This window comes from Enterobacter cloacae complex sp. P17RS (assembly GCF_014895885.1).
Taxonomy (GTDB): Bacteria; Pseudomonadota; Gammaproteobacteria; order Enterobacterales; family Enterobacteriaceae; genus Enterobacter; species Enterobacter bugandensis.
In genome coordinates this window covers 993-22,554 of record NZ_JADBQK010000036.1, presented here as the reverse complement: position 1 = coordinate 22,554, position 21,562 = coordinate 993, and the positions used below count along the sequence as shown (strand labels likewise).

16 protein-coding genes are annotated in these 21,562 nt (G+C 51.6%); 12 read left to right on the top strand and 4 right to left on the bottom strand.

The window, feature by feature from the left end; genetic code table 11:
• Positions 1 to 126 precede the first annotated feature (126 nt).
• Complete coding sequence (gene glk / locus IM265_RS21405; RefSeq protein WP_028013981.1) at positions 127 to 1,092, top strand: glucokinase; 966 nt, start codon at positions 127 to 129, stop codon at positions 1,090 to 1,092.
• Between the two features lie 38 nt (positions 1,093 to 1,130).
• On the opposite strand, the gene IM265_RS21400 is transcribed toward glk, so the two are convergent.
• Together IM265_RS21400 and IM265_RS21395 are read right to left on the bottom strand one after the other, a co-directional pair.
• Entirely contained in the window at positions 1,131 to 1,862 is a 732-nt protein-coding gene (locus tag IM265_RS21400; RefSeq protein ID WP_028013980.1) for a LytTR family DNA-binding domain-containing protein, read from the bottom strand.
• A gap of 1 nt (position 1,863) precedes the next feature.
• The gene (locus IM265_RS21395) at positions 1,864 to 3,570 is read right to left on the bottom strand and encodes a sensor histidine kinase (protein WP_088204741.1); all 1,707 of its coding nucleotides are present in this window, start codon (positions 3,568 to 3,570) and stop codon (positions 1,864 to 1,866) included.
• 385 nt (positions 3,571 to 3,955) lie between these two features.
• Here IM265_RS21395 and alaC point away from each other — a divergent pair, with 385 nt between their 5' ends.
• On the top strand, positions 3,956 to 5,194 hold the full coding sequence (gene alaC, locus IM265_RS21390; protein WP_193030380.1) for an alanine transaminase: 1,239 nt from the start codon (positions 3,956 to 3,958) through the stop codon (positions 5,192 to 5,194).
• 50 nt (positions 5,195 to 5,244) lie between these two features.
• On the opposite strand, the gene ypdK is transcribed toward alaC, so the two are convergent.
• A complete protein-coding gene (gene ypdK / locus IM265_RS22230) occupies positions 5,245 to 5,316 on the bottom strand; it encodes a membrane protein YpdK (protein WP_099458937.1) in 72 nt (23 codons plus the stop codon).
• 358 nt (positions 5,317 to 5,674) lie between these two features.
• Positions 5,675 to 6,595 carry a kdo(2)-lipid IV(A) palmitoleoyltransferase gene (gene lpxP / locus IM265_RS21380; RefSeq protein ID WP_028013977.1) on the bottom strand — a complete coding sequence of 307 codons (921 nt, stop codon included), beginning with the start codon at positions 6,593 to 6,595 and terminating at the stop codon, positions 5,675 to 5,677.
• A 792-nt stretch (positions 6,596 to 7,387) separates the two neighbouring features.
• On the opposite strand from lpxP, the gene tssB reads away from it, so the two are divergent.
• The 10 genes from tssB to IM265_RS21330 form a co-directional block, all read left to right on the top strand.
• Entirely contained in the window at positions 7,388 to 7,885 is a 498-nt protein-coding gene (tssB, locus tag IM265_RS21375) for a type VI secretion system contractile sheath small subunit (RefSeq protein ID WP_041908834.1), read from the top strand.
• A 32-nt stretch (positions 7,886 to 7,917) separates the two neighbouring features.
• On the top strand, positions 7,918 to 9,462 hold the full coding sequence (gene tssC / locus IM265_RS21370; RefSeq protein ID WP_193030382.1) for a type VI secretion system contractile sheath large subunit: 1,545 nt from the start codon (positions 7,918 to 7,920) through the stop codon (positions 9,460 to 9,462).
• An 18-nt stretch (positions 9,463 to 9,480) separates the two neighbouring features.
• Positions 9,481 to 10,818, top strand: coding sequence for a type VI secretion system baseplate subunit TssK (tssK, locus tag IM265_RS21365; protein ID WP_136343604.1), 1,338 nt, complete (start codon positions 9,481 to 9,483; stop codon positions 10,816 to 10,818).
• Positions 10,815 to 11,468, top strand: a complete 654-nt coding sequence (gene tssL / locus IM265_RS21360) for a type VI secretion system protein TssL, short form (RefSeq protein ID WP_193030384.1) — start codon at positions 10,815 to 10,817, stop codon at positions 11,466 to 11,468. The genes tssK and tssL overlap by 4 nt, the downstream gene beginning before the upstream one ends.
• Before the next feature lie 3 nt (positions 11,469 to 11,471).
• A complete protein-coding gene (locus IM265_RS21355; protein ID WP_193030386.1) occupies positions 11,472 to 13,196 on the top strand; it encodes an OmpA family protein in 1,725 nt (574 codons plus the stop codon).
• Between the two features lie 5 nt (positions 13,197 to 13,201).
• Positions 13,202 to 13,693 (top strand): type VI secretion system effector Hcp, encoded by a 492-nt coding sequence (gene hcp / locus IM265_RS21350; protein ID WP_028019678.1) that lies wholly within the window; start codon positions 13,202 to 13,204, stop codon positions 13,691 to 13,693.
• A gap of 159 nt (positions 13,694 to 13,852) precedes the next feature.
• Positions 13,853 to 16,486 carry a type VI secretion system ATPase TssH gene (tssH, locus tag IM265_RS21345; RefSeq protein ID WP_193030387.1) on the top strand — a complete coding sequence of 878 codons (2,634 nt, stop codon included), beginning with the start codon at positions 13,853 to 13,855 and terminating at the stop codon, positions 16,484 to 16,486.
• Between the two features lie 25 nt (positions 16,487 to 16,511).
• On the top strand, positions 16,512 to 17,153 hold the full coding sequence (locus IM265_RS21340) for a hypothetical protein (RefSeq protein WP_193030389.1): 642 nt from the start codon (positions 16,512 to 16,514) through the stop codon (positions 17,151 to 17,153).
• Positions 17,154 to 17,444: 291 nt separating this feature from the next.
• Complete coding sequence (locus IM265_RS21335; RefSeq protein ID WP_193030391.1) at positions 17,445 to 20,075, top strand: type VI secretion system Vgr family protein; 2,631 nt, start codon at positions 17,445 to 17,447, stop codon at positions 20,073 to 20,075.
• A 2-nt stretch (positions 20,076 to 20,077) separates the two neighbouring features.
• The coding region (locus IM265_RS21330; RefSeq protein WP_193056021.1) for a LysM peptidoglycan-binding domain-containing protein at positions 20,078 to 21,562 on the top strand (1,485 nt) is incomplete at its 3' end.

The following is a 21,562-nucleotide window of genomic DNA, read 5'->3' as shown; positions in this document are numbered from 1 at the left end:
GGTAAAGTTATTCTGTGACGAAGATCGATAATCCACGGGCATTCACCTTCCGGTCGTTGTTGTTATCACGCCTTGAATTTACAGTGTCCGAAAGATTTATTCTGACTTTAGCGGAGCAGTAGAAGAATGACAAAGTATGCTTTGGTAGGCGATGTGGGCGGCACGAACGCGCGTCTCGCATTATGCGATGTAAGTAGCGGTGAAATTTCCCGGGCGAAAACCTACTCAGGGCTTGATTACCCAAGCCTTGAGGCCGTTGTTCGCGTCTATCTGGAAGAGCATCAGGTGAGCGTCGAGGACGGCTGCATCGCCATTGCCTGCCCGATAACCGGCGACTGGGTCGCAATGACCAACCATACCTGGGCATTCTCCATCGCAGAGATGAAAAAGAATCTCGGTTTTGCGCATCTGGAAATCATCAATGACTTCACCGCGGTGTCCATGGCGATCCCGATGCTGAAGCCGGAGCACCTGATTCAGTTTGGCGGCGCTGAACCGGTCGAAGGCAAGCCGATTGCGGTTTACGGCGCCGGTACCGGCCTGGGCGTGTCGCACCTGGTGCATGTTGCTCAGCGCTGGGTGAGCCTGCCGGGTGAAGGCGGCCATGTGGACTTTGCGCCAAACAGCGAAGAAGAGGGCATTATCCTCGAAGAGTTGCGCGCGGAGATCGGCCACGTTTCCGCCGAGCGCGTCCTGTCAGGACCGGGGCTGGTGAACCTGTATCGTGCGATTGTGAAATCGGACGGTCGTCTGCCGGAAAACCTGCAGCCGAAAGACGTCACTGAACGCGCGCTGGCGGACAGCTGCATCGACTGCCGTCGCGCTCTTTCGCTGTTCTGCGTCATTATGGGACGGTTCGGCGGCAACCTGGCGCTGACGCTGGGCACCTTTGGCGGGGTCTATATTGCGGGCGGGATCGTGCCGCGCTTCCTCGACTTCTTTAAAGCCTCCGGTTTCCGCGGCGGGTTTGAAGATAAAGGGCGTTTCAGAAGCTACGTACAGGACATTCCCGTTTATCTCATCGTGCATGATAACCCAGGCCTTCTGGGTTCGGGTGCCCATCTGCGTCAGGTTCTCGGTCAAATCCTCTGATGCATCATTACCCTCTCCCGCGGGAGAGGGCTCTTTCGTTACAGGTGCATCAGCTGGCGGAACTCTTTCACTTTGCTGCGGCTCACCGGTACCTGAAAATCCAAATCCTTCAGGCGCAAAATATAGGTGTTGTTAAACCACGGTTCGATCTCGCGGATCTTGTTTAAATTGACGCAAAACGAACGGTGGCAGCGGAAAAAGTGGGCTGCCGGAAGCTTGCTGCAGAATTCAGTAATGTTCATCGCCATGACATACGATTCCCGCCGCGTATAGACAAACGTCATCTTTTCGTGCGCTTCGGCATAGTAGATATCGTTGACCGGGGTCACGATGATGCGCTCATCTTTGACCAGATTAATGGTGTCGTTTTCCCGTATCGTCGGGCTGGCGGTAGCCGGAGCGCTCTGTTGCTGCCATGCGGCCTCCAGCTTTTGCAGCATGCTGACAATTCGCGACTCCTGGTAAGGCTTCAGAATATAGTCAAATGCCTCCAGCTCGAAGGCTTCTACGGCATGCTCTTTCCATGCGGTAACGAACACAATAAACGGCTTATGGGCAAACTGATTGATATTTTGCGCCAGCAGCACGCCGTCCAGCGAGGGAATATTGATATCCAGAAAAATCGCGTCAACCCGGTTATGCTGCAGAAACTTCAGCACGTCCAGACCATCATCAAACGTACCCACAATCTCCATCTGGCTGTGGGTTTTGATAAGCCAGGTTAGTTCCTGTTGAGCCAGGAATTCATCTTCAACGATGATGACTTTCATATTACTCACCCTGAGGTAATAAAGATGTCGCCGCATGAACAGGGGAGCGCTCATTCGGGACGTAAAAAGCGATTTCAGTGCCTGGTTCAAGACGATGAATATGCAGCCCGTCGCCGTAGAGAAGCTTGACTCTGTGGTGCACGTTCAGCAGCCCGATTTTATTCCCGGGCATCTCGTTAGACTCCACGCGCTCAATGACTTTTGGGTCAATCCCGTGGCCGGTATCGCGCACCGCAATTCGCACCCGGTTGCCGCTTTCGGTGATGCTGATGGTGACCACCCCTTTGCCTTTACAGGGCTGAATACCGTGAACAATCGCGTTTTCAACCAGCGGCTGGATCAGCAGGCTCGGGATCACGCAATTGACCTCTTCATCAATATCGTAAATCACCGTGAGCTTGTCGCCAAAGCGCGCCTGCTCAATCGCGATATAGTCTTTGATCTGATAAAGCTCTTTTTTAATGTCTATCTGCTCGTCATCTTTCAGTTCGATGTTGTAGCGCAGATAGCGCGACAGGTTAAAAATCAGCTGGCGCGCGGTGTCCGGATTCAAACGAATGGAAGAGGAGATAGCGTTGAGCGCGTTAAACAGGAAATGGGGATTAATTTTGCTCTGCAGCGCGCGCAGCTCTGCCTTATTTGCCATCTCACGCAGCTGTTCTGCCCGGGAGACCTCCAGCTGAGTAGAGATAATCTGCGACAGGCCAATGGCCATCTCCTGCAGCGTGGAGGTGATCTGATGCGCGTGGCAGTAATAAATTTTCAGCGTGCCCGTTACAACGCCTTTTTCCCATAGCGGGATCACCAGCATCGAGTGAATTTCCGGCGTTCGGTGAGCTTCATCATTGTTTTTAATGATGATTTTTCCGTAGTTAATCGCCTGTCTGGTGGTCGGACTAATGGTGTCATCACTGTCGCGATAGTTGTGTTCTCCAACGCCTACGTAGGCCAGCACGTGGTCGATATTGGTAATGGCGACGGCGTCAGCGTGAATGTCGTGGCGGATGATCTCGCAGACCTGGCGCAGCGACTCCGCGTTAACGTGGCGAAAGAGCGGCAGCGTTTTGTTGGCAATATCCAGCGCCAGCTTGGCCTGACGGGCGGCGCTGGCCTCTTTTTCCCCTTCAACGCTCTGTACCAGCAGCACGATAAAACCGATGCAGACGCTGCCCAGGATCATAGGAATACCGATTTTCGAGACGATATCCAGCCCCAGCGCGGTGGTGGGGGCCCAGACGACGACAAGGACCATGGTCAGCGTTTCGCACACCATGCCCGCAGCAATCCCGGCGCGCCAGCGCTGTTTTTTGGGGATCTTGCGGCCGATCCAGCCGGAAAGCACCCCGGCGATAATGCTGGTGATAAAGCATGGCACTGCCGTTACGCCACCGATATCAATCAAGTAGCGATGGGTCCCGGCAATCACGCCGGTGATGACACCCACCCACGGGCCAAACAAAATTCCGCCGGACATGACGGCGATAATGCGCACGTTAACCAGCGAACCCTCTACCGGCACCCCGGACCAGGTGCTAAACAGTGCGAACAGAGAAAAGATGGCGGTAACGGCCAGCAGCTCTTTCGGCGAGTGTGCGGATTTATGCAAAAGCTCGCGAAACAGGCGAATGCGAATCAGGAAGAACAGGCAAATCAGCATTAATGCCGCACGGTCAAAAACCGCCAGCAGCATAGTGAATATCTCGTGCACGGAGCAGACCTGGGCAAACGGGAAAGAACCATGATAAAAAACCTGGGGCGTATTGACCAGCTATCCGTCGGGTTTATCAAATGAGGAAAAACCATATTTTACAAAGGGGATTGTCAGGTGAGGATTGATGCTACCCGATTTTTTCTCAGCGCCAAATCACCAGGTAACTGTTTTGATATCATTGTGTTAAATAACGGCTAACGGAAAGCCAATATCAGACCCTGTTTCCATTTTCAGGCATTGCAGTGTTCCGGTTTTCACGCGGGCGCTTTTTTTTCATTTCCCTCTCGACAGGGTGATTTTTTTCAGGTTATTTTCTAAGCACGCCACATCGGTGGCAGCGTCGCTCGGACGGTCCGGGCGCTAACGTTAATCTGAGGAATCTATGGCTGAATTCAGTCCTGAACGCCGTTTTACACGTATCGATCGTCTTCCCCCTTATGTTTTCAATATCACTGCTGAACTGAAGATGGCTGCGCGTCGGCGCGGCGAAGATATTATCGATTTCAGCATGGGTAACCCTGACGGCCCAACGCCACAGCATATCGTTGAAAAGCTCTGCACGGTTGCCCAGCGCCCGGATACGCATGGCTACTCAACCTCGCGCGGTATTCCCAGGTTACGTCGCGCGATCTCGCGCTGGTATCAGGATCGTTATCAGGTTGATATCGATCCTGAAAGTGAGGCGATTGTCACCATCGGCTCGAAAGAAGGGTTGGCACATCTGATGCTGGCCACGCTGGATCACGGTGATACGGTGCTGGTACCCAATCCAAGTTACCCAATCCATATCTATGGCGCGGTGATTGCCGGGGCGCAGGTGCGCTCTGTTCCGCTGGTGGAAGGTGTCGATTTCTTTAACGAACTGGAACGTGCCATTCGCGAAAGCTACCCGAAACCCAAGATGATGATCCTCGGTTTCCCGTCGAACCCAACGGCCCAGTGCGTGGAGCTTGATTTCTTCGAGAAAGTTGTCGCTCTGGCCAAGCGTTATGACGTGCTGGTGGTTCATGATTTAGCCTACGCCGATATCGTCTATGACGGCTGGAAAGCCCCGTCGATAATGCAGGTTCCGGGCGCGCGTGACGTGGCGGTGGAGTTCTTTACCCTGTCGAAAAGCTACAACATGGCGGGCTGGCGTATTGGCTTTATGGTGGGTAACAAAACGCTGGTAAGTGCACTGGCGCGTATCAAGAGTTACCACGATTACGGTACCTTCACGCCGCTGCAGGTTGCCGCTATTGCCGCTCTGGAGGGCGATCAGCAGTGCGTTCACGACATTGCTGCTCAGTATAAACGTCGCCGCGACGTACTCGTAAAAGGATTACATGAGGCTGGCTGGATGGTGGAGATGCCGAAAGCGTCCATGTACGTCTGGGCGAAAATTCCGGAACCGTACGCAGCGATGGGTTCGCTGGAGTTTGCTAAAAAGCTGCTGCAGGACGCGAAGGTGTGTGTGTCCCCGGGTATCGGCTTTGGTGATTATGGCGACACCCACGTGCGCTTTGCTTTAATCGAAAACAGCGACCGTATTCGTCAGGCGGTGAGGGGCATCAAGAGTATGTTCCGTGCCGATGGCCTGCTCTCAGCAAAGAGCGTTGCTGAAAACCCCGTGTCCTCATGACAAAAAAACAGGAGCCAAATGGCTCCTGTTTTTTTGACTGCATGTTCTCACTAGATCATCAGGGCAAAGGTTCCGGCCCAGACTAAAACGATCACCGAAATGCCCATAAAGAAATATTTCACGTTTCATCGCTCCGCGTATCTTGTGGTACGCATTTAAAAACAGAGTCCAACTGATTATAGAGAACTGAAATCCCGGCTAAACAGAAATGAGAATTTTCCCGTTACGCCGATGACTCCCGCTCAGAATTCTGTGCTTTCCTGGTGCCAGACGGCGCTAATGTACGCTTAAAAATGAGGGGTGACAAGAGGGATTTTTTTAAATAATTTCCGCCACTTACGAGTGTCGTGGAACGGCGACAGTTTGATTTCACAGCGCAATAAATTCACTTTGGGCGACGCCATCAAAGACGGTTTTGCAGTGAGATGACAGGTGATTGAAAAGGCTAGTTTCTTAGCGAAACTAACCTTCACGCAGGGCTTAAATATAGAGGGAGGCTTCGCCAAGAGGACGCGTTTTGAAACGGCGATGCATCCAGAGATATTGCTCCGGTGCGCGCATGATTTCAGTTTCGATGACCTTATTGATAAACGCTGCCGCTTCACACTCGTTTTCCGGATAGTTAGCCATTTCCGGAGAGATGTGCAGACGGTAGCCTGACTTATCCGCTTTTCTCACCATCGTCACGGTCAGCATGGAGGCACCTGACAAACGCGAAATGACGAAAGTCCCGTTGGTCGTCGCTACATCCTTCACGGCAAAGAAGGGGGCAAAGCTGCTGCCTTTGCGTCCGTAATCCTGGTCAGGAGCGAACCAGACGGCCTCACCTTTCTTCAGGGCGCCAACCATACCGCGCAGGTTGTTACGGCTGATCATCGCTTTATTGGAACGCATGCGGCCTCGCGTCTGAACCCACTCCATCAGTGCACTATTGTGCGGTCTGTAGGTTGCCATCATTGGCTGACAAAGGCCCATCACGCGCCCGCCAAGCTCCAGGGACATAAAGTGCACGCCAACAACCATCACGCCGCGTTTTTGCAGCTGAGCGCGTTTAAGGTTGTCCAGTCCTTCTACATCAAACCATTTGCGGACGCGTTCATCCGGCCAGAACCAGGCCATGCCGGTTTCAAGCAGCGCCATGCCGATGGATTTAAAGTTTTCAGAGATCAGTTTTTCGCGCTCTTCAGCATTGTACTGAGGAAAGCAAAGCTCGATGTTTTTACGCGCGATAGATTCGCGACGCTTCAGGAAATAGCGGGATGCGCTGCCCAGTTTCGACCCCAGCATACGCAGCACAGGGTAGGGGAGCTGTACCAGCAGCCAGAGAACGCCAAGACCAAACCATGTAAACCAGTAACGCGGGTGTAAAAACGCGCGTTGAAATTTGGATTGAGACAAAATAGAGAAACCTATGTAGAGCCGGTGAAAGTAACGCTTAGTGCGATACCACGTGCCTATTAGACCGTAGTACAAGGTCATGGTTGCAGGCTTTACCGATCTTTACGGCGTTACCTGGCCATAGCTGACGTTGGGTGGGCGGTATAATGTAACACCGTTATACGATATGTGCTATTACTCGTTTTTGATTAAAAAAGCGACGATCCAGGAGGTGTTTGATTTTACAGATTTTATAAACAGCCGCATTGAGAGCATCCCTCCTTCTTGTGCGACGAGCTGAAGCCTCTGTGCAAGGATAAAGTCAATTCACGAGCAAGCACGGTATTAATGATTGACGACTCGTTAAGTATCCGGAAATGAATTTTTTACTACATATAATAAATAAGAATTTTCATAAGGAAAAATCTTATATATTATTCATGCCATCAATAAAATATTCACTTTTCATACTTCTTTCGTATCTTCTTTTTTGCGTCCCTCAATAGCTTCTTTCAGTTAATTCATGCTTTTTTGACAAGGTGTCGTGATGCAAATCAAAATAAGTTGTTTTTATTAGTATCTCACTGGTTGCGATCCTTTTAACGATATAAATATTTGGTTTGCGCGAAAAGAGTAGTTCCTTTTTCTGCCTTGGCAGGGCATTACACAATAATAGTTTAGCAGAAAATTCTTAAGAAATTTCTCATTGCGGGTTAATGATCTGCGTATTTGATTTTGTGTCGATCATTATTCTATGATTGCGCATCAACGCGATACCGTGAAGTTGGCATAGCAAAACCAAAGAGGGATGATGAGATGGCTGACAGTTTTCAGAATGAAGTGCCTAAGGCACGTATTAACCTAAAGCTTGACCTGCATACTGGCGGAGCAAGCAAGAAAATGGAATTACCATTGAAATTGCTTGTTGCGGGTGATTTTAGTAATGGGCAGGACACAGCGCCAATATTTGAGCGCGAAAAGGTTAATATCACGAAGAACAATTTTGATAGCGTTCTTTCCGAATATTCCCCAAAAGTTAATCTGACCGTTAAAAATACGCTGGCTGATGATGGCGGTGAGGACAACATTCAGCTGACTTTCCAGAGCATGAAAGATTTCACGCCAGAGCAGGTGGCTGCTCAGATACCGCAACTGAAGGCGATGCTGGCGATGCGCAACTTGCTCCGTGATTTGAAAGCCAACCTTTTGGATAACCAGACTTTCCGAAAAGAGCTGGAAAAAATCGTTCTTGACCAGTCGCTTAGCGCTGAGTTGCGAAATGAATTATCCGCACTGGCGTCAAAAAAATCGTAACCATCAGGCTGTTTTAACGGATTAATCAAGGAATGCTCATGTCTGTACAAAATAATATTACTGGCGGTGAAAGCGTGGTGCTGGAGCGCCCAGCAGCGGGTGGGGTTTACGCTTCCCTGTTTGAGAAAATCAATCTGAGCCCGGTCTCTGAGCTGAGCGCGCTGGATATCTGGCAAGATGCACAGGCGATGTCGGATGCCACCGCCGATGAACGTCTGACTGCAGGTATGCAGGTCTTTCTGGAGTGTCTGACCAAAGCAGCCTCGAAAGTAGAAAAACTGGATAAAAGCCTGATTGATCACCACATCGCTGAGCTTGATTTTCAGATCAGCCGCCAGCTGGACGCTGTAATGCACCATGATGAATTTCAGGCGGTTGAGAGCCTGTGGCGCGGTGTGAAGTCGCTGGTGGATAAAACCGATTTTCGCCAGAACGTGAAAATTGAGCTTCTGAGTATGTCTAAAGAAGACCTGCGCCAGGACTTTGAAGACTGTCCAGAGGTGATCCAGAGTGGTCTGTATAAACACACCTACATCGACGAATATGATACCCCGGGCGGCGAGCCGATTGCGGCGCTGATTTCCGCTTACGAGTTCGACGCTTCAGCGCAGGATGTCGCTCTGCTGCGCAATATCTCTAAAGTCTCTGCTGCGGCACATATGCCGTTTATCGGCTCGGCAGGCCCGAAATTCTTCCTCAAGGAGTCAATGGAAGACGTTGCGGCAATTAAAGATATTGGTAACTATTTTGACCGCGCCGAGTACATCAAGTGGAAATCGTTCCGCGATACGGACGACGCGCGCTACATCGGTCTGGTGATGCCCCGCGTACTGGGACGTTTGCCTTATGGCCCGGATACCGTTCCGGTTCGCAGCTTCAATTATGTCGAAGAGGTCAAAGGTCCGGATCACGACAAATACCTGTGGACCAACGCATCGTTTGCTTTTGCGTCCAACATGGTGCGCAGCTTTATCAATAATGGCTGGTGTGTACAGATCCGTGGGCCACAGGCTGGTGGTGCGGTTCAGGACCTGCCTATCCATCTGTACGATCTCGGTACTGGCAATCAGGTAAAAATCCCGAGCGAAGTGATGATTCCTGAAACCCGTGAATTCGAATTCGCGAATCTGGGCTTCATTCCTTTGTCCTACTACAAAAACCGCGACTACGCCTGCTTCTTCTCGGCTAACTCCACGCAGAAACCGGCGCTGTATGACACCGCAGATGCAACGGCGAACAGCCGCATCAATGCGCGTCTTCCGTACATCTTCCTGCTTTCGCGTATCGCCCACTACCTGAAGCTGATTCAGCGCGAAAACATCGGAACCACTAAGGATCGCCGACTGCTTGAGCTGGAACTGAATACCTGGGTCCGCAGCCTGGTGACCGAAATGACCGATCCGGGCGATGAACTTCAGGCGTCTCACCCACTGCGTGACGCGAAAGTAGTGGTGGAAGACATTGAGGACAACCCGGGCTTCTTCCGCGTGAAATTGTACGCTATCCCGCACTTCCAGGTGGAAGGTATGGACGTCAACCTGTCGCTGGTTTCCCAGATGCCGAAAGCAAAATCGTAAGGTAAGGGGTGATCAGGGATGAAAATTTACCGCCCACTTTGGGAGGATGGGGCCGCTCTGGCCCCGCAACAGTTCCAGCAGCAGGTCCGCTGGAGTGAGCACGTTGCCAATATGGTCGCCCGGATGGGTATTTCTCATCCCTGGGGCGTGGTTGCAGCAGAGTTTGATGATGCTGCACTTGCGCTCTCGCGGCTGAATGCCATCCGTCTGGTCATACGTTTCCAGGATGGCACAATCGTTGATACGGACCTGGCGGATAATATTCCGCCGGTTTGTGATTTGTCTGCCGCAAACGGCGCTGAGGCTGTTGAGGTGGTTGCCGCATTGCCACTGCTGAGTGCCAGTGGTGGCAACCTCGATAATGGACAGGACAGTGAACGCCCCCGTCGCTGGAAAGCAGAGCGTGTGGTGGTGCAGGAACTTGCTGGTCATGAAAGTGGGGAACTCGCCATTCTACGTAATGCGCTAACCCTGCGTCTGTCCAGCCAGGAAAACACGGCATACCTAACCTGTCCGGTGACCCGTCTGGTACGTAATGCTCAGGGGAAGTGGGGCCGTGATCCTGCTTTCATTCCCCCGATGCTTTCCGTTTCTGCAAGTCCGTGGCTGACCACAGAACTGGGGGACCTACTGGTTCGTCTGCAGGTCCGCCGCCGTCGCCTGATGGCCATGCGCCGTGAAAGCAATGAGCGGATGGCAGACTTTGCTGTCGCGGATGTCTCCCTGTTCTGGCTGCTGAATGCCCTGAACAGCGCCGAGCCGGTGCTGATAGAACTGCTTCAGACGCCTGAGCGCCACCCGGAACTGTTGTATCGCGAACTGACCCGTCTGGCCGGCAGCCTGCTGACTTTCTCACTTGAGCACGACGCCAGCGATATTCCTGCTTACCAGCACGATGCACCGGAACGAGTATTCCCGCCGCTGCTGGCACTGCTGGACAAACTACTGGAAGCGAGCCTTCCGTCGCGGGTAATAAGTATCCACCTGGAGCATCAGGACCAGATCTGGAAAGGTGCCCTGCACGACGCACGTCTGCGCGAAGGGGCGGACTTCTATCTTTCAGTACGCTCCTCCATGCCGAACCATGAGCTTCAGACTAAATTCCCGCAGTTGTGTAAAGCGGGCAGCTTCGATGATGTTTCGGATGTGGTGAATGTGGCTCTGAGTGGGATGCTGATTAAGCCTTTGACGCATGTTCCGGCCGCTATCCCGTTGCGCCTTGAGAACCAGTATTTCTCGCTGGATCTGAGCAGTGAGGCGGCTCGCGCAATGCTTGAGATGGGCTGTTGCACCTTCTATACCCCACGCTCGTTGGGGGATGTTGATCTCGAACTCTTTGCGGTGCTGCGTACATGAATAAATCTGAACTTAGTCAGATAGAACATATCTTCTACCCGGGCTGGCTGATGGCCAGCCAACTGCGGAGTGGTCAGGAAGTGCGTGACGGGGAAGGGCTCTATCGCCGTGCCTGCGGTCTGGTTCGGGAGGCGAAAGCTGCGCTCACGGAGGCAGGTTACAGCGACATCAGCCGTGACCATATGGTGTATACCCTTTGTGCACTGCTTGATGAGAGCGTGATGAACCGGGGAACCACCGATGATGGCTACCTGACCTGGCGCCGTGATCCGCTGCAGGCACATTTCTTCGGTACCCTCAATGCTGGTGAAGATCTATGGGAAAGAATCCGTAATCTGCTGAAAGAAACTGCCCCTGATACCGCCGTCCTGACCTGTATGTACCGGACTCTGCAACTGGGGTTCGTGGGTCAGTATCGCGCTCAGGATGATGAGCGTCGGGAAAATATTGTTCGCGCTCTCGCAGAGCGGGTGCCCGCCTTCACATTGGCACAGGATGCCCCCATTGTTGTGCGCGCATCACGCCTGCGTAGCGGTCGTCGCTGGTACTGGTTGAACTGGGTAGTGGCCACCGTCGCTCTGACTGCGCTCTGGTTTTTCCTTTCGTCTTCGCTTACCGGGCTGGTAAGCCAGATTGTCAGGCCGGGGTAAGTGATGCGGGATGCGTACCGAAGTCTGTTAACTGCTCTGGGTGCCGTTCTGGCGTTGTGGCTCATTCTGGGATTCTGGCCACTGTCCACGGGCAGCCGTCTGGCACTCGGTCTTCTGGTTGCTCTGGTGGCCGGAGTTATTTTCTGGTGCCTGCGTCGGGCTTCTCTGGCGCGGGCAACCGCTGTTCGTGAGATTGTGGATGAAAGCCTGCCGCCGGAAGATTTTCAGGGGGCGGTAATCTTTGTCTGTGGTGATAACGCTCCGCTCTTTGTGTCCGGAATCCGTCACCGGGAAACCCGGCAGGGCTGGTATCTGTGGGTAAAGGACGCAGAGCAACTGCCGCTCTTTGCGCAGCACCTGAGTTTGGTGCGCCCGGCTCTGGTGTCGCAAATCTCGGTCATGCTGGCGGTGGTGCCTGAGCAGCACAAATCCGGTGATGATTTTACCCAGTCTCTGCGGGGCTGGCACCGTGCTGTCGTCCAGTGCCGCGCAGCATTTGGCTCCATCCCTCCACTGTGGACCGTAACCTGGGTATCACCACCGTCGGCGTGTGCGGAAGCCGAGCCTGTCTGGTTTACCACGGTAAACCAGCGGAGCGGTATTCAGGTATATCAGCCTGGCCAGGGCAATGTGTCACTGACGGAGTGGGCCCGGGAGGCTGGAACTGACGGACGTCTTTCCCGTCTGAGTCAGGGCCTGTGGCTGGACAGTCTGCTTGCCTGGCAGAATAGCGCGGTGAATGACTTGTTGTCGGTAAGGCGGGGTGAGTTACCCGTGATGAAGCCCTGTGTGCAGGGCATGTGCATGGTGCGGGTGAACGGCATCGTGGGCAACCTCTGGCAACAGCACATTACCTCCGTGACGGCGCTGCCACCGGATGTGGTCGTGGCCACAGAGCCACTGCCGCTACCAGAACTGCTGTTGCCTGCGCTACCACGCCGACATGGTGTCAGCCGTAGGATGGTGTTCTGGGGTTATGCCGGTCTACTCGGGGGTATTTTCCTTGCGCTGGCGATGCTGGCGTCCTGGGTGAATAACCAGCGCCTCATCCGTAACGTTGGCGATCATCTTGCGTTGTATCACCAACTGAGCGGTAAGCCAGTTGAACCGAAACTGCATGCGCAGCAGCGTCTGCGGGCTGATGGCGCATTGCTCGACGACTGGCTGCGTCGTGGGGAACCACTACGTTATCGCCTGGGGCTGTATCAGGGGCTGCGTCTGGTTCCGCTCGTTGAGGCAGCTCTCAGCGACTGGGCACCTCCGCCACCGCCTCCACCGATCTTTAAGAAAATCATTCAGGGGCCGAAAACCATTCGCCTCGACAGCATGTCGCTGTTCGATTCCGGCAAGTTCGAGCTGAAAGCAGGCTCCACCAAAATGCTGGTGAATTCACTGGTTGGCATCAAAGCGAAGCCAGGCTGGCTGATTGTCGTATCAGGGCATACCGATAACACCGGCAATCCGCAACTGAACCAGACGTTGTCTCTTAAGCGTGCCGAAGCGGTGCGCAGCTGGATGCGTGACACCGGCGACGTGCCGGAAAGCTGTTTTGCGGTGCAGGGCTATGGCGAAAGCCGCCCTGTCGCAACCAACGACACTCCGGAAGGGCGGGCGCTCAACCGTCGTGTCGAAATCAGTCTGGTACCGCAGGCCAATGCCTGTCAGATACCCGGCAAACACCCGGCGTCATCGCAGGATGATGGCGTCTCAGAAAATAAAACGGAGTAATTAACATGGCAATTCCTGTTTATCTTTGGCTGAAGGACGACGGCGGCGCGGACATTAAAGGGTCTGTGGACGTTCAGGATCGTGAAGGCAGCATCGAAGTGGTGGCACAGCAGCACAACCTGTACATCCCTACCGATAACAACACCGGCAAGCTGACCGGGACCCGTATCCACACGCCGTTCCTGTTCACTAAGGAAATCGACTCCTCCAGCCCGTACCTGTACAAGGCGGTGACCACGGGTCAGACCCTGAAATCCGCTGAGTTCAAGTGGTACAAAATCAACGATGCGGGCCAGGAAGTGGAGTACTTCAACACCAAACTTGAAAACGTCAAGGTGGTGAAAGTGAACCCGGTAATGCACGACATCAAGGATCCTTCTTTCGAGAAGCATAACCACCTTGAGCAGATCGAGCTGCGTTACGAAAAAATCACCTGGACCTACAAAGACGGCAACATCATTCATTCCGATTCCTGGAACGAACGCGCCACCGCGTAATCCTGATGCGGGCAGGTTTTTCCTGCCCGCAGTTTTTTGCTGAGCGCCTGCGACGCGGGCGCTCAGCAAAGAAAACACAACCTGCCTGCCTGACCTTATGCGCTTTGGTGAACAGCGAGGGGCGGTAGCGTGTCCAGGAACCGACAAAGAGAGAATCTCATGGAAAATCCAGCCATCCTGTTACGTCGTCTGAACCCTTACTGCGCCCGCGCGATGGAAGGGGCGGCATCGCTCTGCCAGACCCGTGCCCATGCCGAAATTCTGCCGGAGCACTGGCTGCTGAAGCTGCTGGAGCAAGGCGAGGGGGATCTCACTGTGCTGGCACGCCGCTACGAGTGGGATATGGATGGCATCTGGCAGGATCTGCTCGGCTGGCTGGATAAACAACCTCGCTCCGTGCGCCATCGGCCCCAGCTCTCAGAAGACATCCAGACTCTGATGCAGCAAGCCTGGCTACTGGCCTCACTCAATGGTGAAGAGCACATTCGCAGCGTCCATCTGCTGATGGCGCTGGTGGAAAAACCAAAACTGGCTCGTTGTGACGGCCTCTGGCCGTTGTTAACGCTTGGCCAGAGCCAGCTGGAGCGCCTGAGACCGTTGCTGGATGCGCAATCGGATGAGCGTCCGGAAATACAGCGCGAAGCTGAGCTGGCACAGAACCACGGCGGTGAAGTGGAGTTTGTCGGGCGTCCGGCTGGTGAGGAAATGGAAGAGGGGGAACTGAGTCCTGCACTGCAGAACGCGCTGGACAAATTCACCCTCGATGTCACCGCCAAAGCGAAGGAAGGGAAGATCGATCCTGTGTTTGGCCGTGACACAGAAATCCGGCAGATGGTGGACATCCTTTCTCGTCGCCGCAAAAACAACCCGATTCTGGTCGGCGAGCCGGGCGTGGGGAAAACCGCACTGGTTGAAGGTCTGGCATTGCGTATTGCCGAGGGTAATGTGCCTGAATCCCTGAAAACGGTCACTCTGCGCACCCTCGACCTGGGCCTGCTGCAGGCCGGCGCGGGCGTGAAAGGGGAGTTCGAACAGCGGCTGAAAAACATCATCGATGCGGTGCAGCAATCACCGTCCCCGGTCCTGCTGTTTATTGATGAAGCGCATACCATCATCGGCGCAGGCAACCAGGCAGGCGGCGCCGATGCAGCGAACCTGCTGAAACCAGCGCTGGCGCGTGGTGAACTGCGTACCATTGCGGCCACCACCTGGAGTGAGTACAAGCAGTACTTTGAACGCGATGCCGCACTGGAGCGCCGCTTCCAGATGGTCAAAGTGGACGAGCCGGATGACGACACTGCCTGCCTGATGCTGCGCGGCCTGAAATCCCGCTACGCTGAGCACCATAATGTGCATATTACCGATGATGCGGTGCGTGCGGCAGTTACGCTTTCTCGCCGCTATCTGACGGGCCGCCAGCTGCCGGACAAGGCAGTTGACCTGCTCGACACCGCCGCAGCGCGCGTCCGCATGAGCCTCGACACCGTGCCGGAGCAGCTGACCTGCATTCGCTCGCAGATCACCTCTCTTGAAATGGAGAAGCAGGCACTGCTGGAAGATATTGCTGTCGGCAATCAGAGCCATGGTGAACGCCTGACCGTCATTGAGCAGGAAGAGAACGATCTTATCGTTGCTCTCGACGAGCTTGAAACTCAATACGGGCAGGAACTGAAACTCACCGAACAACTGCTGGAAAGCCGCCAGGACATCTCCCGTCAGAGCGAGACGCACGCGCTGCAGCAGGAACTGCACGGCATGCAGCACAGCAACCCGCTGCTCTCGCTAGATGTGGATGTGCGCACCGTTGCCAATGTGATTGCTGACTGGACAGGCGTTCCGCTGTCATCGCTGATGAAAGATGAGCAGACCGAACTGCTTACCCTGGAAGATGAAATTGGCAAACGTGTGGTCGGGCAGGATGTGGCGCTCGCGGCCATCGCGCAGCGCCTGCGTGCGGCAAAAACGGGTCTTACATCTGAGAATGGCCCTCAGGGCGTATTTCTGCTGGTGGGCCCGAGTGGGGTGGGGAAAACCGAAACCGCGCTTGCACTGGCCGATGTCATGTACGGCGGCGAGAAGTCACTCATCACGATTAACCTCTCAGAATACCAGGAGCCGCATACGGTTTCCCAGTTGAAGGGCTCCCCTCCGGGCTACGTTGGCTACGGTCAGGGCGGCATTCTCACCGAAGCCGTGCGTAAGCGACCGTACAGCGTGGTGCTGCTCGATGAAGTCGAAAAAGCGCACCGCGACGTGATGAACCTGTTCTACCAGGTGTTCGACCGTGGCTTTATGCGCGACGGTGAAGGTCGTGAAATCGACTTCCGCAACACCGTTATTCTGATGACCTCCAACCTCGGCAGCGACCACCTGATGCAGCTGCTGGACGAACAACCTGAATCCACCGAAGGCGATCTGCACGAACTGCTGCGTCCGATCCTGCGTGACCACTTCCAGCCCGCGTTACTGGCCCGCTTCCAGACCGTGATTTACCGTCCGCTGGCGGAAGCGGCCATGCGTACCATCGTGGAAATGAAGCTGTTACAGGTTAGCAAGCGCTTGCATCGCCACTACGGCCTGACCACGCAGATTAATGAGAGCCTGTATGACGCCCTGACCGCCGCCTGCCTGCTGCCGGACACTGGCGCACGCAACGTCGAAAGCCTGCTGAACCAGCAAATCCTGCCGGTGCTGAGCCAGCAGCTGCTCACGCACATGGCCGCGAAGCAGAAGCCACACAGCCTGACGCTGGGCTGGGATGACGAAGAAGGGATTATGCTGGCGTTTGATTAACTGGTTTATCTAAAGGGTAGCAATTATGGACAGCGCAAAAGAGATTGCCAGAGATATGCTTGAGGCCATTCATATCGATGGGTCTGGGTTTATCGGTGCTGTGGCGAAAGGTGTTATTTCCTTACCCGTCAGCCTTGCCTATCTTGGCTATGATTTTATAGATACGGAACACCGCAGAGAGAATCAGGATGATAAATTTCGGTTAGCAGCACTGGTTAAAAAAGTAACTTTTAACGATGAGGTTATTTATAAGGTTATTAAACCATTTATAGATGATTTTGTTTCTCATGTAGACATGCATAAAATTTCACATTTTTCAAGAAATATATCTGGAAGTGTTATAGGTAAAATCATGTTCTCGCAGTTTACGGGGGTTAACCTCGGAAGGGCGATTATATCTCAAGGAGTTGGAGCCTTTTTTTCTGGTTCTGTTGCTGGTGGTATATTGGGAGTTGGTGCTGAAGCATCAAGATCTATTTATACATCACGGTACTTGCATGAAAGAAACCCCATAATGTATGAGAAATTAAACAGTATGGGTGATTTTGATCTTTTTTATTATCTTGTTGAGGACATTGTTAGGCCTTATGAGACGGCTTGTGAAATTGCAAAGATAAATCCTGAAGAGTTTAATAATGTCTGCGAATACTTCTTTGGAGGTTTATGAATATAAAAGGTTTTATACTTATCATTGTTTCACGGATCGTAGCCAGTATCGGGATGACGCTAGGAACTGTCAGTATGATTTACTCTTTCTACTGTTTCTTTTTTTCAGCCAATACTTACCGCTTTATTCTAGGTGGGGCAGGTATAGTAGCCTTTCTCATAGGTTATGGCCTTTATAAATTCGCCTTGAAATACATTTATGATGAATGGGAACATTATAGATAGTATTCATCATATTTGTTGAGTTTGGTTCTATTTAATATCATTCTAACCCAGGACAGGAATTATAGAAATGGAAAATATATTTAAAATGACAGAGGGCATTCTTAATCGCTATAAACTGGATATTCCTTCCTGCCCTTATCCATTGGATGTGGAACGTTTTGATGGTTTAGAACAAATGAGTGCTCTCTATCATTACACCATTCGTTTTACCAGTTCACATCCGGATCTTACGGCTGAAATGATGTTAAGTAAAACCGCTACGCTGAGCATGGGGGTGGGGAAACTATTAGATTCTGTTGTCGGTAAAATTGTTCATGGTGTGGTGACAAATTTCCGACGCTTGGCCGGTTCACGCGATCAGGTTACGTATGAAATTATTCTGGAACCTTTTATATCCTTACTGGATAAGCAGTTTCGTACTCACCGTTTCTTCGTCAACAAATCAGTGCCGGAAGTGGTAGAGCAAATTCTTGGCGAGCATGGTTTGAAGAGGTGGGAATATGAATTCAAGCTTAAACAAACTTACCCAAAACGGGAACAGATAAATCAGTACCAGGAAAGTGACCTCGCGTTTATCGAACGTCTGCTGGCTGAGGTGGGGATTTTTTACTTCTTCACCCTGCAACCGGATACCCAGACTGAAGTGGTGCACTTTGCGGATAAGCAGAGCGCCTGGACATTCGGTAAAAAACTGCCACTTAACAGCCCTTCGGGCACCAATGACAATGCCGTTGACTCGGTGTGGGATATCCACGTCTGGCACAACGTGGTGGAACGTTCGGTCACCGCCAGCGACTATAACCATCGCGAAGCGCAGAATATTCTAACGTCCGTCCCGGCAGACATGACCCGGGGCGACGGTGACTGTATCACTTATGGTGATGTGTATCACTATCGTCCGCGTCACCTCGAGCGGGGTGACAAAATTACCCCTGCAACCGAAACAGGTAACTTCTGGGCTCGTCTGGAGCATGAACGTTTTTTATCCGCCCAGACTACAGTGACCGGCAGCAGTACGGACCATACCCTGGGTCCGGCACAGGTACTGACCATCACGGAAACGGCTATTCCGCCAACGCTGCCCCGGGAAACGGAGAATGGTGTTGTTATTATCCGCACTGGATATTACGGCAGCCGTAAGAATGCCTTGAAAGTGACATGGGTAGCGATGCCGTACTATGAGAACCGCTGCTGGCGTCCTGCCGCCAAAAAGCGCCCGGTGGTCAGCGGTACGATGATGGCGCGCGTGACCAGCGCCAAAGATAACGATATTTACGCCTGGCAGGATGCATCGGGCATGTACCGGGTGAAGTTTGATGCCGACCGTGATGACAAAAAGCAAGGCATGGAAAGCATGCCAGTGCGCTTTGCCAAACCTTACGGTGGTGACAAATACGGTTTCCACTTTCCGCTGATACAGGGTACAGAAGTTGCCATTGCGTTCCACGAAGGCGATCCGGATCGTCCGTATATTGCCCATGCCCTTCACGACTCCCGCCACGTCGACCACGTCACTGAGGCCAACAGCACGCGCAATGTTATTCGTACAGCCGGCCTGAACAAGTTGCGGATGGAGGACAAGCGGGGTGAGGAGCACGTTAAGCTCAGCACGGAGTACGGGGGCAAGACGCAGCTTAATTTAGGACATCTGGTCAATGCAGAAAGGGCATTGCGGGGGGAAGGTTTTGAGCTGCGCACTGATGAATGGGGAGGGATCCGGGCGGGAAAAGGGATATTCATTACTGCAGACAGCCAGCCTGAGGCGCAGGGGAAAGTGCTGGATATGGCTGCAGCACATTCCTTGTTGACGCAGGCCGTTAGTCAAATGGAGTCTCTGTCACAGGCTGCATCAGCAGCAAAAGCACAACTCTTGCATTATGAGCAACAACAGGCACTGATGGAAGAGAAGTTAATTTCTCTAAAGCAGGCTGTACTACTGATGAGTGCGCCTGAAGGTATTGCTTTAACCAGTGGTAGCCATCTTCAGACAGTTGCAAGTGAAAATATCTATATGACTGCAGGACAAAATGTTGAACTAGGAGCAAAGAAAAACATTACCCTTGCCGCTTCAGAAAAAATTTCAATCTTTACCGAAACTGAGGGTATAGAGACTATTGCAGCCAAAGGTGATCTAATATCACAGGCTCAGTCAGGGAATATTGAAGTAATAGCTAAGAAAAATATTTCTGTGACCAGTACAACAGAGGATATGACTTTTACAGCGGCAAAAACTTTAACGTTGACCTGTGCTGGCGGGGCATACATCCGCCTGTCCGGAGGAAACATCGAGTTAGGCTGCCCTGGTGATATTATGATGAAGCAAAGTAAGCTTCTCTATAGTGGCCCAACTTTTATACAGTCAAACATTCCTGAACTTCCTGATAGTGGTCCCCAGTCAATGAGTTTTATGCTGTTAGATTCTTTTGGTAATGCTGCGCCAACTACTATGAAAGTGAGCCTTTTTGATAGTGAATCAAAACAACAAATATGGAGTTCTGCTTTTAATGATGGAGGGTCAGGCTGCTTTGAACAGCCTGAAAGTAAAAATTTTCATGCAATAATTGGCGATAATAAATGGACGAGCATATTTTCTTATGATAATGAGCTTGGAATTGAAGATGAAGTTGATGATGACCAGGATTTTGATGAACATGGTCCGCAATATGATGGTGAATTAAACGAGCAAGATAAGGAATAGCCATGGAACAGTATACAGTTCAAAAGGGTGACAGCTTGTGGAAAATTAGTCGTAAATTCGGCATTGATATTAATGAACTGGCCAATATTAATGGGCTTCTCACTAAAGCAGAGCAGCATATTATCCAGCCCGGTCAGGTATTGAGTTTACCATCAAAAGACAAAGTCTATGATACTCAATTGACTTTGAGAATTTACGATCTTGTCTGGCGCCCGCTTAGAGATGCAAAACTCAGAGTTACTTTTGATGGTAAGACCTATGATTACGTGACAGACAGCACAGGTGTTGTTGCTGGTCTACTTATTGAAGACAGTACCAAAGGTATAAAGATTGAACTGCAACATTTAAATAAAAAAGAGTACATTCTGATTGCCGACCATAAAAAATTGCCTTTGGGGACGTTAAGCCTGCGGATCTCGTCCAGAGAAATGATAATAAAAGGGAGTACCAGCGTTAAACAAGGTACCCAGCAATCGAGCAAACAGCAGGAAAAGGAAAAAGCAAAACAGAAAGGAAGCTCAACTGCTTCCAGTCCATCAGAAAGTAAAACAAAAGAAAACCAGACCCCTTCTGTAAACCAAACCACCAGAACCGAAGGTGGTGCTCCCACCAGTGTGAGTAATATTGGTAACGTCAGTGAAGGATTGCGCCTTCCGCCGGAGGCAGAGCAATATCGCGATTATGTCATTGAAGCGGCTAAAAAATACGATTTCCAGCCAGAGGGGCTTGCTGCATTAATTTATGCAGAGTCAAGATGGAAAGCAAACGCCACTAATTCTACCGGTTCGGGGGCGGTAGGGTTAGGCCAGTTTAAACCTGAGACATGGTTATCTCTTTGTGCTAAAACTGAATCCAAGGTTTATCAATTTATAACAGAAAAATATTCCTACCAGAAATTAATTTATAAAAATAAAAAGCTTTGGGGAGAATTGGGTGATGGTTCCATAACAGAGATCGATAAGGATACTGTGTTATCTTTGCGAGCTAATGCAGCATACAATATTGATATGATTGGATTGCTTGATCGTCAGAGTATTGAGCAATTAGTTAATGATTGGAACTTACAGTCTATCAGAGCACTTGAACCTGATGAAATAGTCAAAGTTGCCTATCTGGTCCATATGAATGGAACATTGGGGGCCGTTGATATTATTATGAATGGAAGAGAAATATTCCATAATAAATATGAGGAAGATAATAAACCAACTGAATTGATATATGAGAATCGTCTGCAATCTAATCTGAAAAATGCAGATGCAGAGCAGCGTTTTTACTCGATTGATGGTTCTTTCAGGACGGCTTTTGTGGCATGGATGATTGGATATTTCGATTCTATTATTATCCCAGATCATTACAGAGTGGAACCTGGGGGCAAGAATTTTTCTACTAAAGATATTATTCACAAAATAAATCCTGATTATAATCCAGAAATTAATTTGCCCACAGTAGCGGCTATGAATTCACAATCTCCAGCTCCAGCTCCAGCT

Excerpts from the sequence above, each read along its gene's own strand:
- tssK (WP_136343604.1), top strand. The coding sequence starts at position 9,481 with ATGAAAATTTACCGCCCACTTTGGGAGGATGGGGCCGCTCTGGCCCCG.
- IM265_RS21340 (WP_193030389.1), top strand. The coding sequence starts at position 16,512 with ATGGACAGCGCAAAAGAGATTGCCAGAGATATGCTTGAGGCCATTCAT.
- tssB (WP_041908834.1), top strand. The coding sequence starts at position 7,388 with ATGGCTGACAGTTTTCAGAATGAAGTGCCTAAGGCACGTATTAACCTA.
- tssL (WP_193030384.1), top strand. The coding sequence starts at position 10,815 with ATGAATAAATCTGAACTTAGTCAGATAGAACATATCTTCTACCCGGGC.
- tssH (WP_193030387.1), top strand. The coding sequence starts at position 13,853 with ATGGAAAATCCAGCCATCCTGTTACGTCGTCTGAACCCTTACTGCGCC.
- tssC (WP_193030382.1), top strand. The coding sequence starts at position 7,918 with ATGCTCATGTCTGTACAAAATAATATTACTGGCGGTGAAAGCGTGGTG.
- alaC (WP_193030380.1), top strand. The coding sequence starts at position 3,956 with ATGGCTGAATTCAGTCCTGAACGCCGTTTTACACGTATCGATCGTCTT.
- IM265_RS21400 (WP_028013980.1), bottom strand. The coding sequence starts at position 1,862 with ATGAAAGTCATCATCGTTGAAGATGAATTCCTGGCTCAACAGGAACTA.
- IM265_RS21335 (WP_193030391.1), top strand. The coding sequence starts at position 17,445 with ATGGAAAATATATTTAAAATGACAGAGGGCATTCTTAATCGCTATAAA.
- hcp (WP_028019678.1), top strand. The coding sequence starts at position 13,202 with ATGGCAATTCCTGTTTATCTTTGGCTGAAGGACGACGGCGGCGCGGAC.
- IM265_RS21355 (WP_193030386.1), top strand. The coding sequence starts at position 11,472 with ATGCGGGATGCGTACCGAAGTCTGTTAACTGCTCTGGGTGCCGTTCTG.
- glk (WP_028013981.1), top strand. The coding sequence starts at position 127 with ATGACAAAGTATGCTTTGGTAGGCGATGTGGGCGGCACGAACGCGCGT.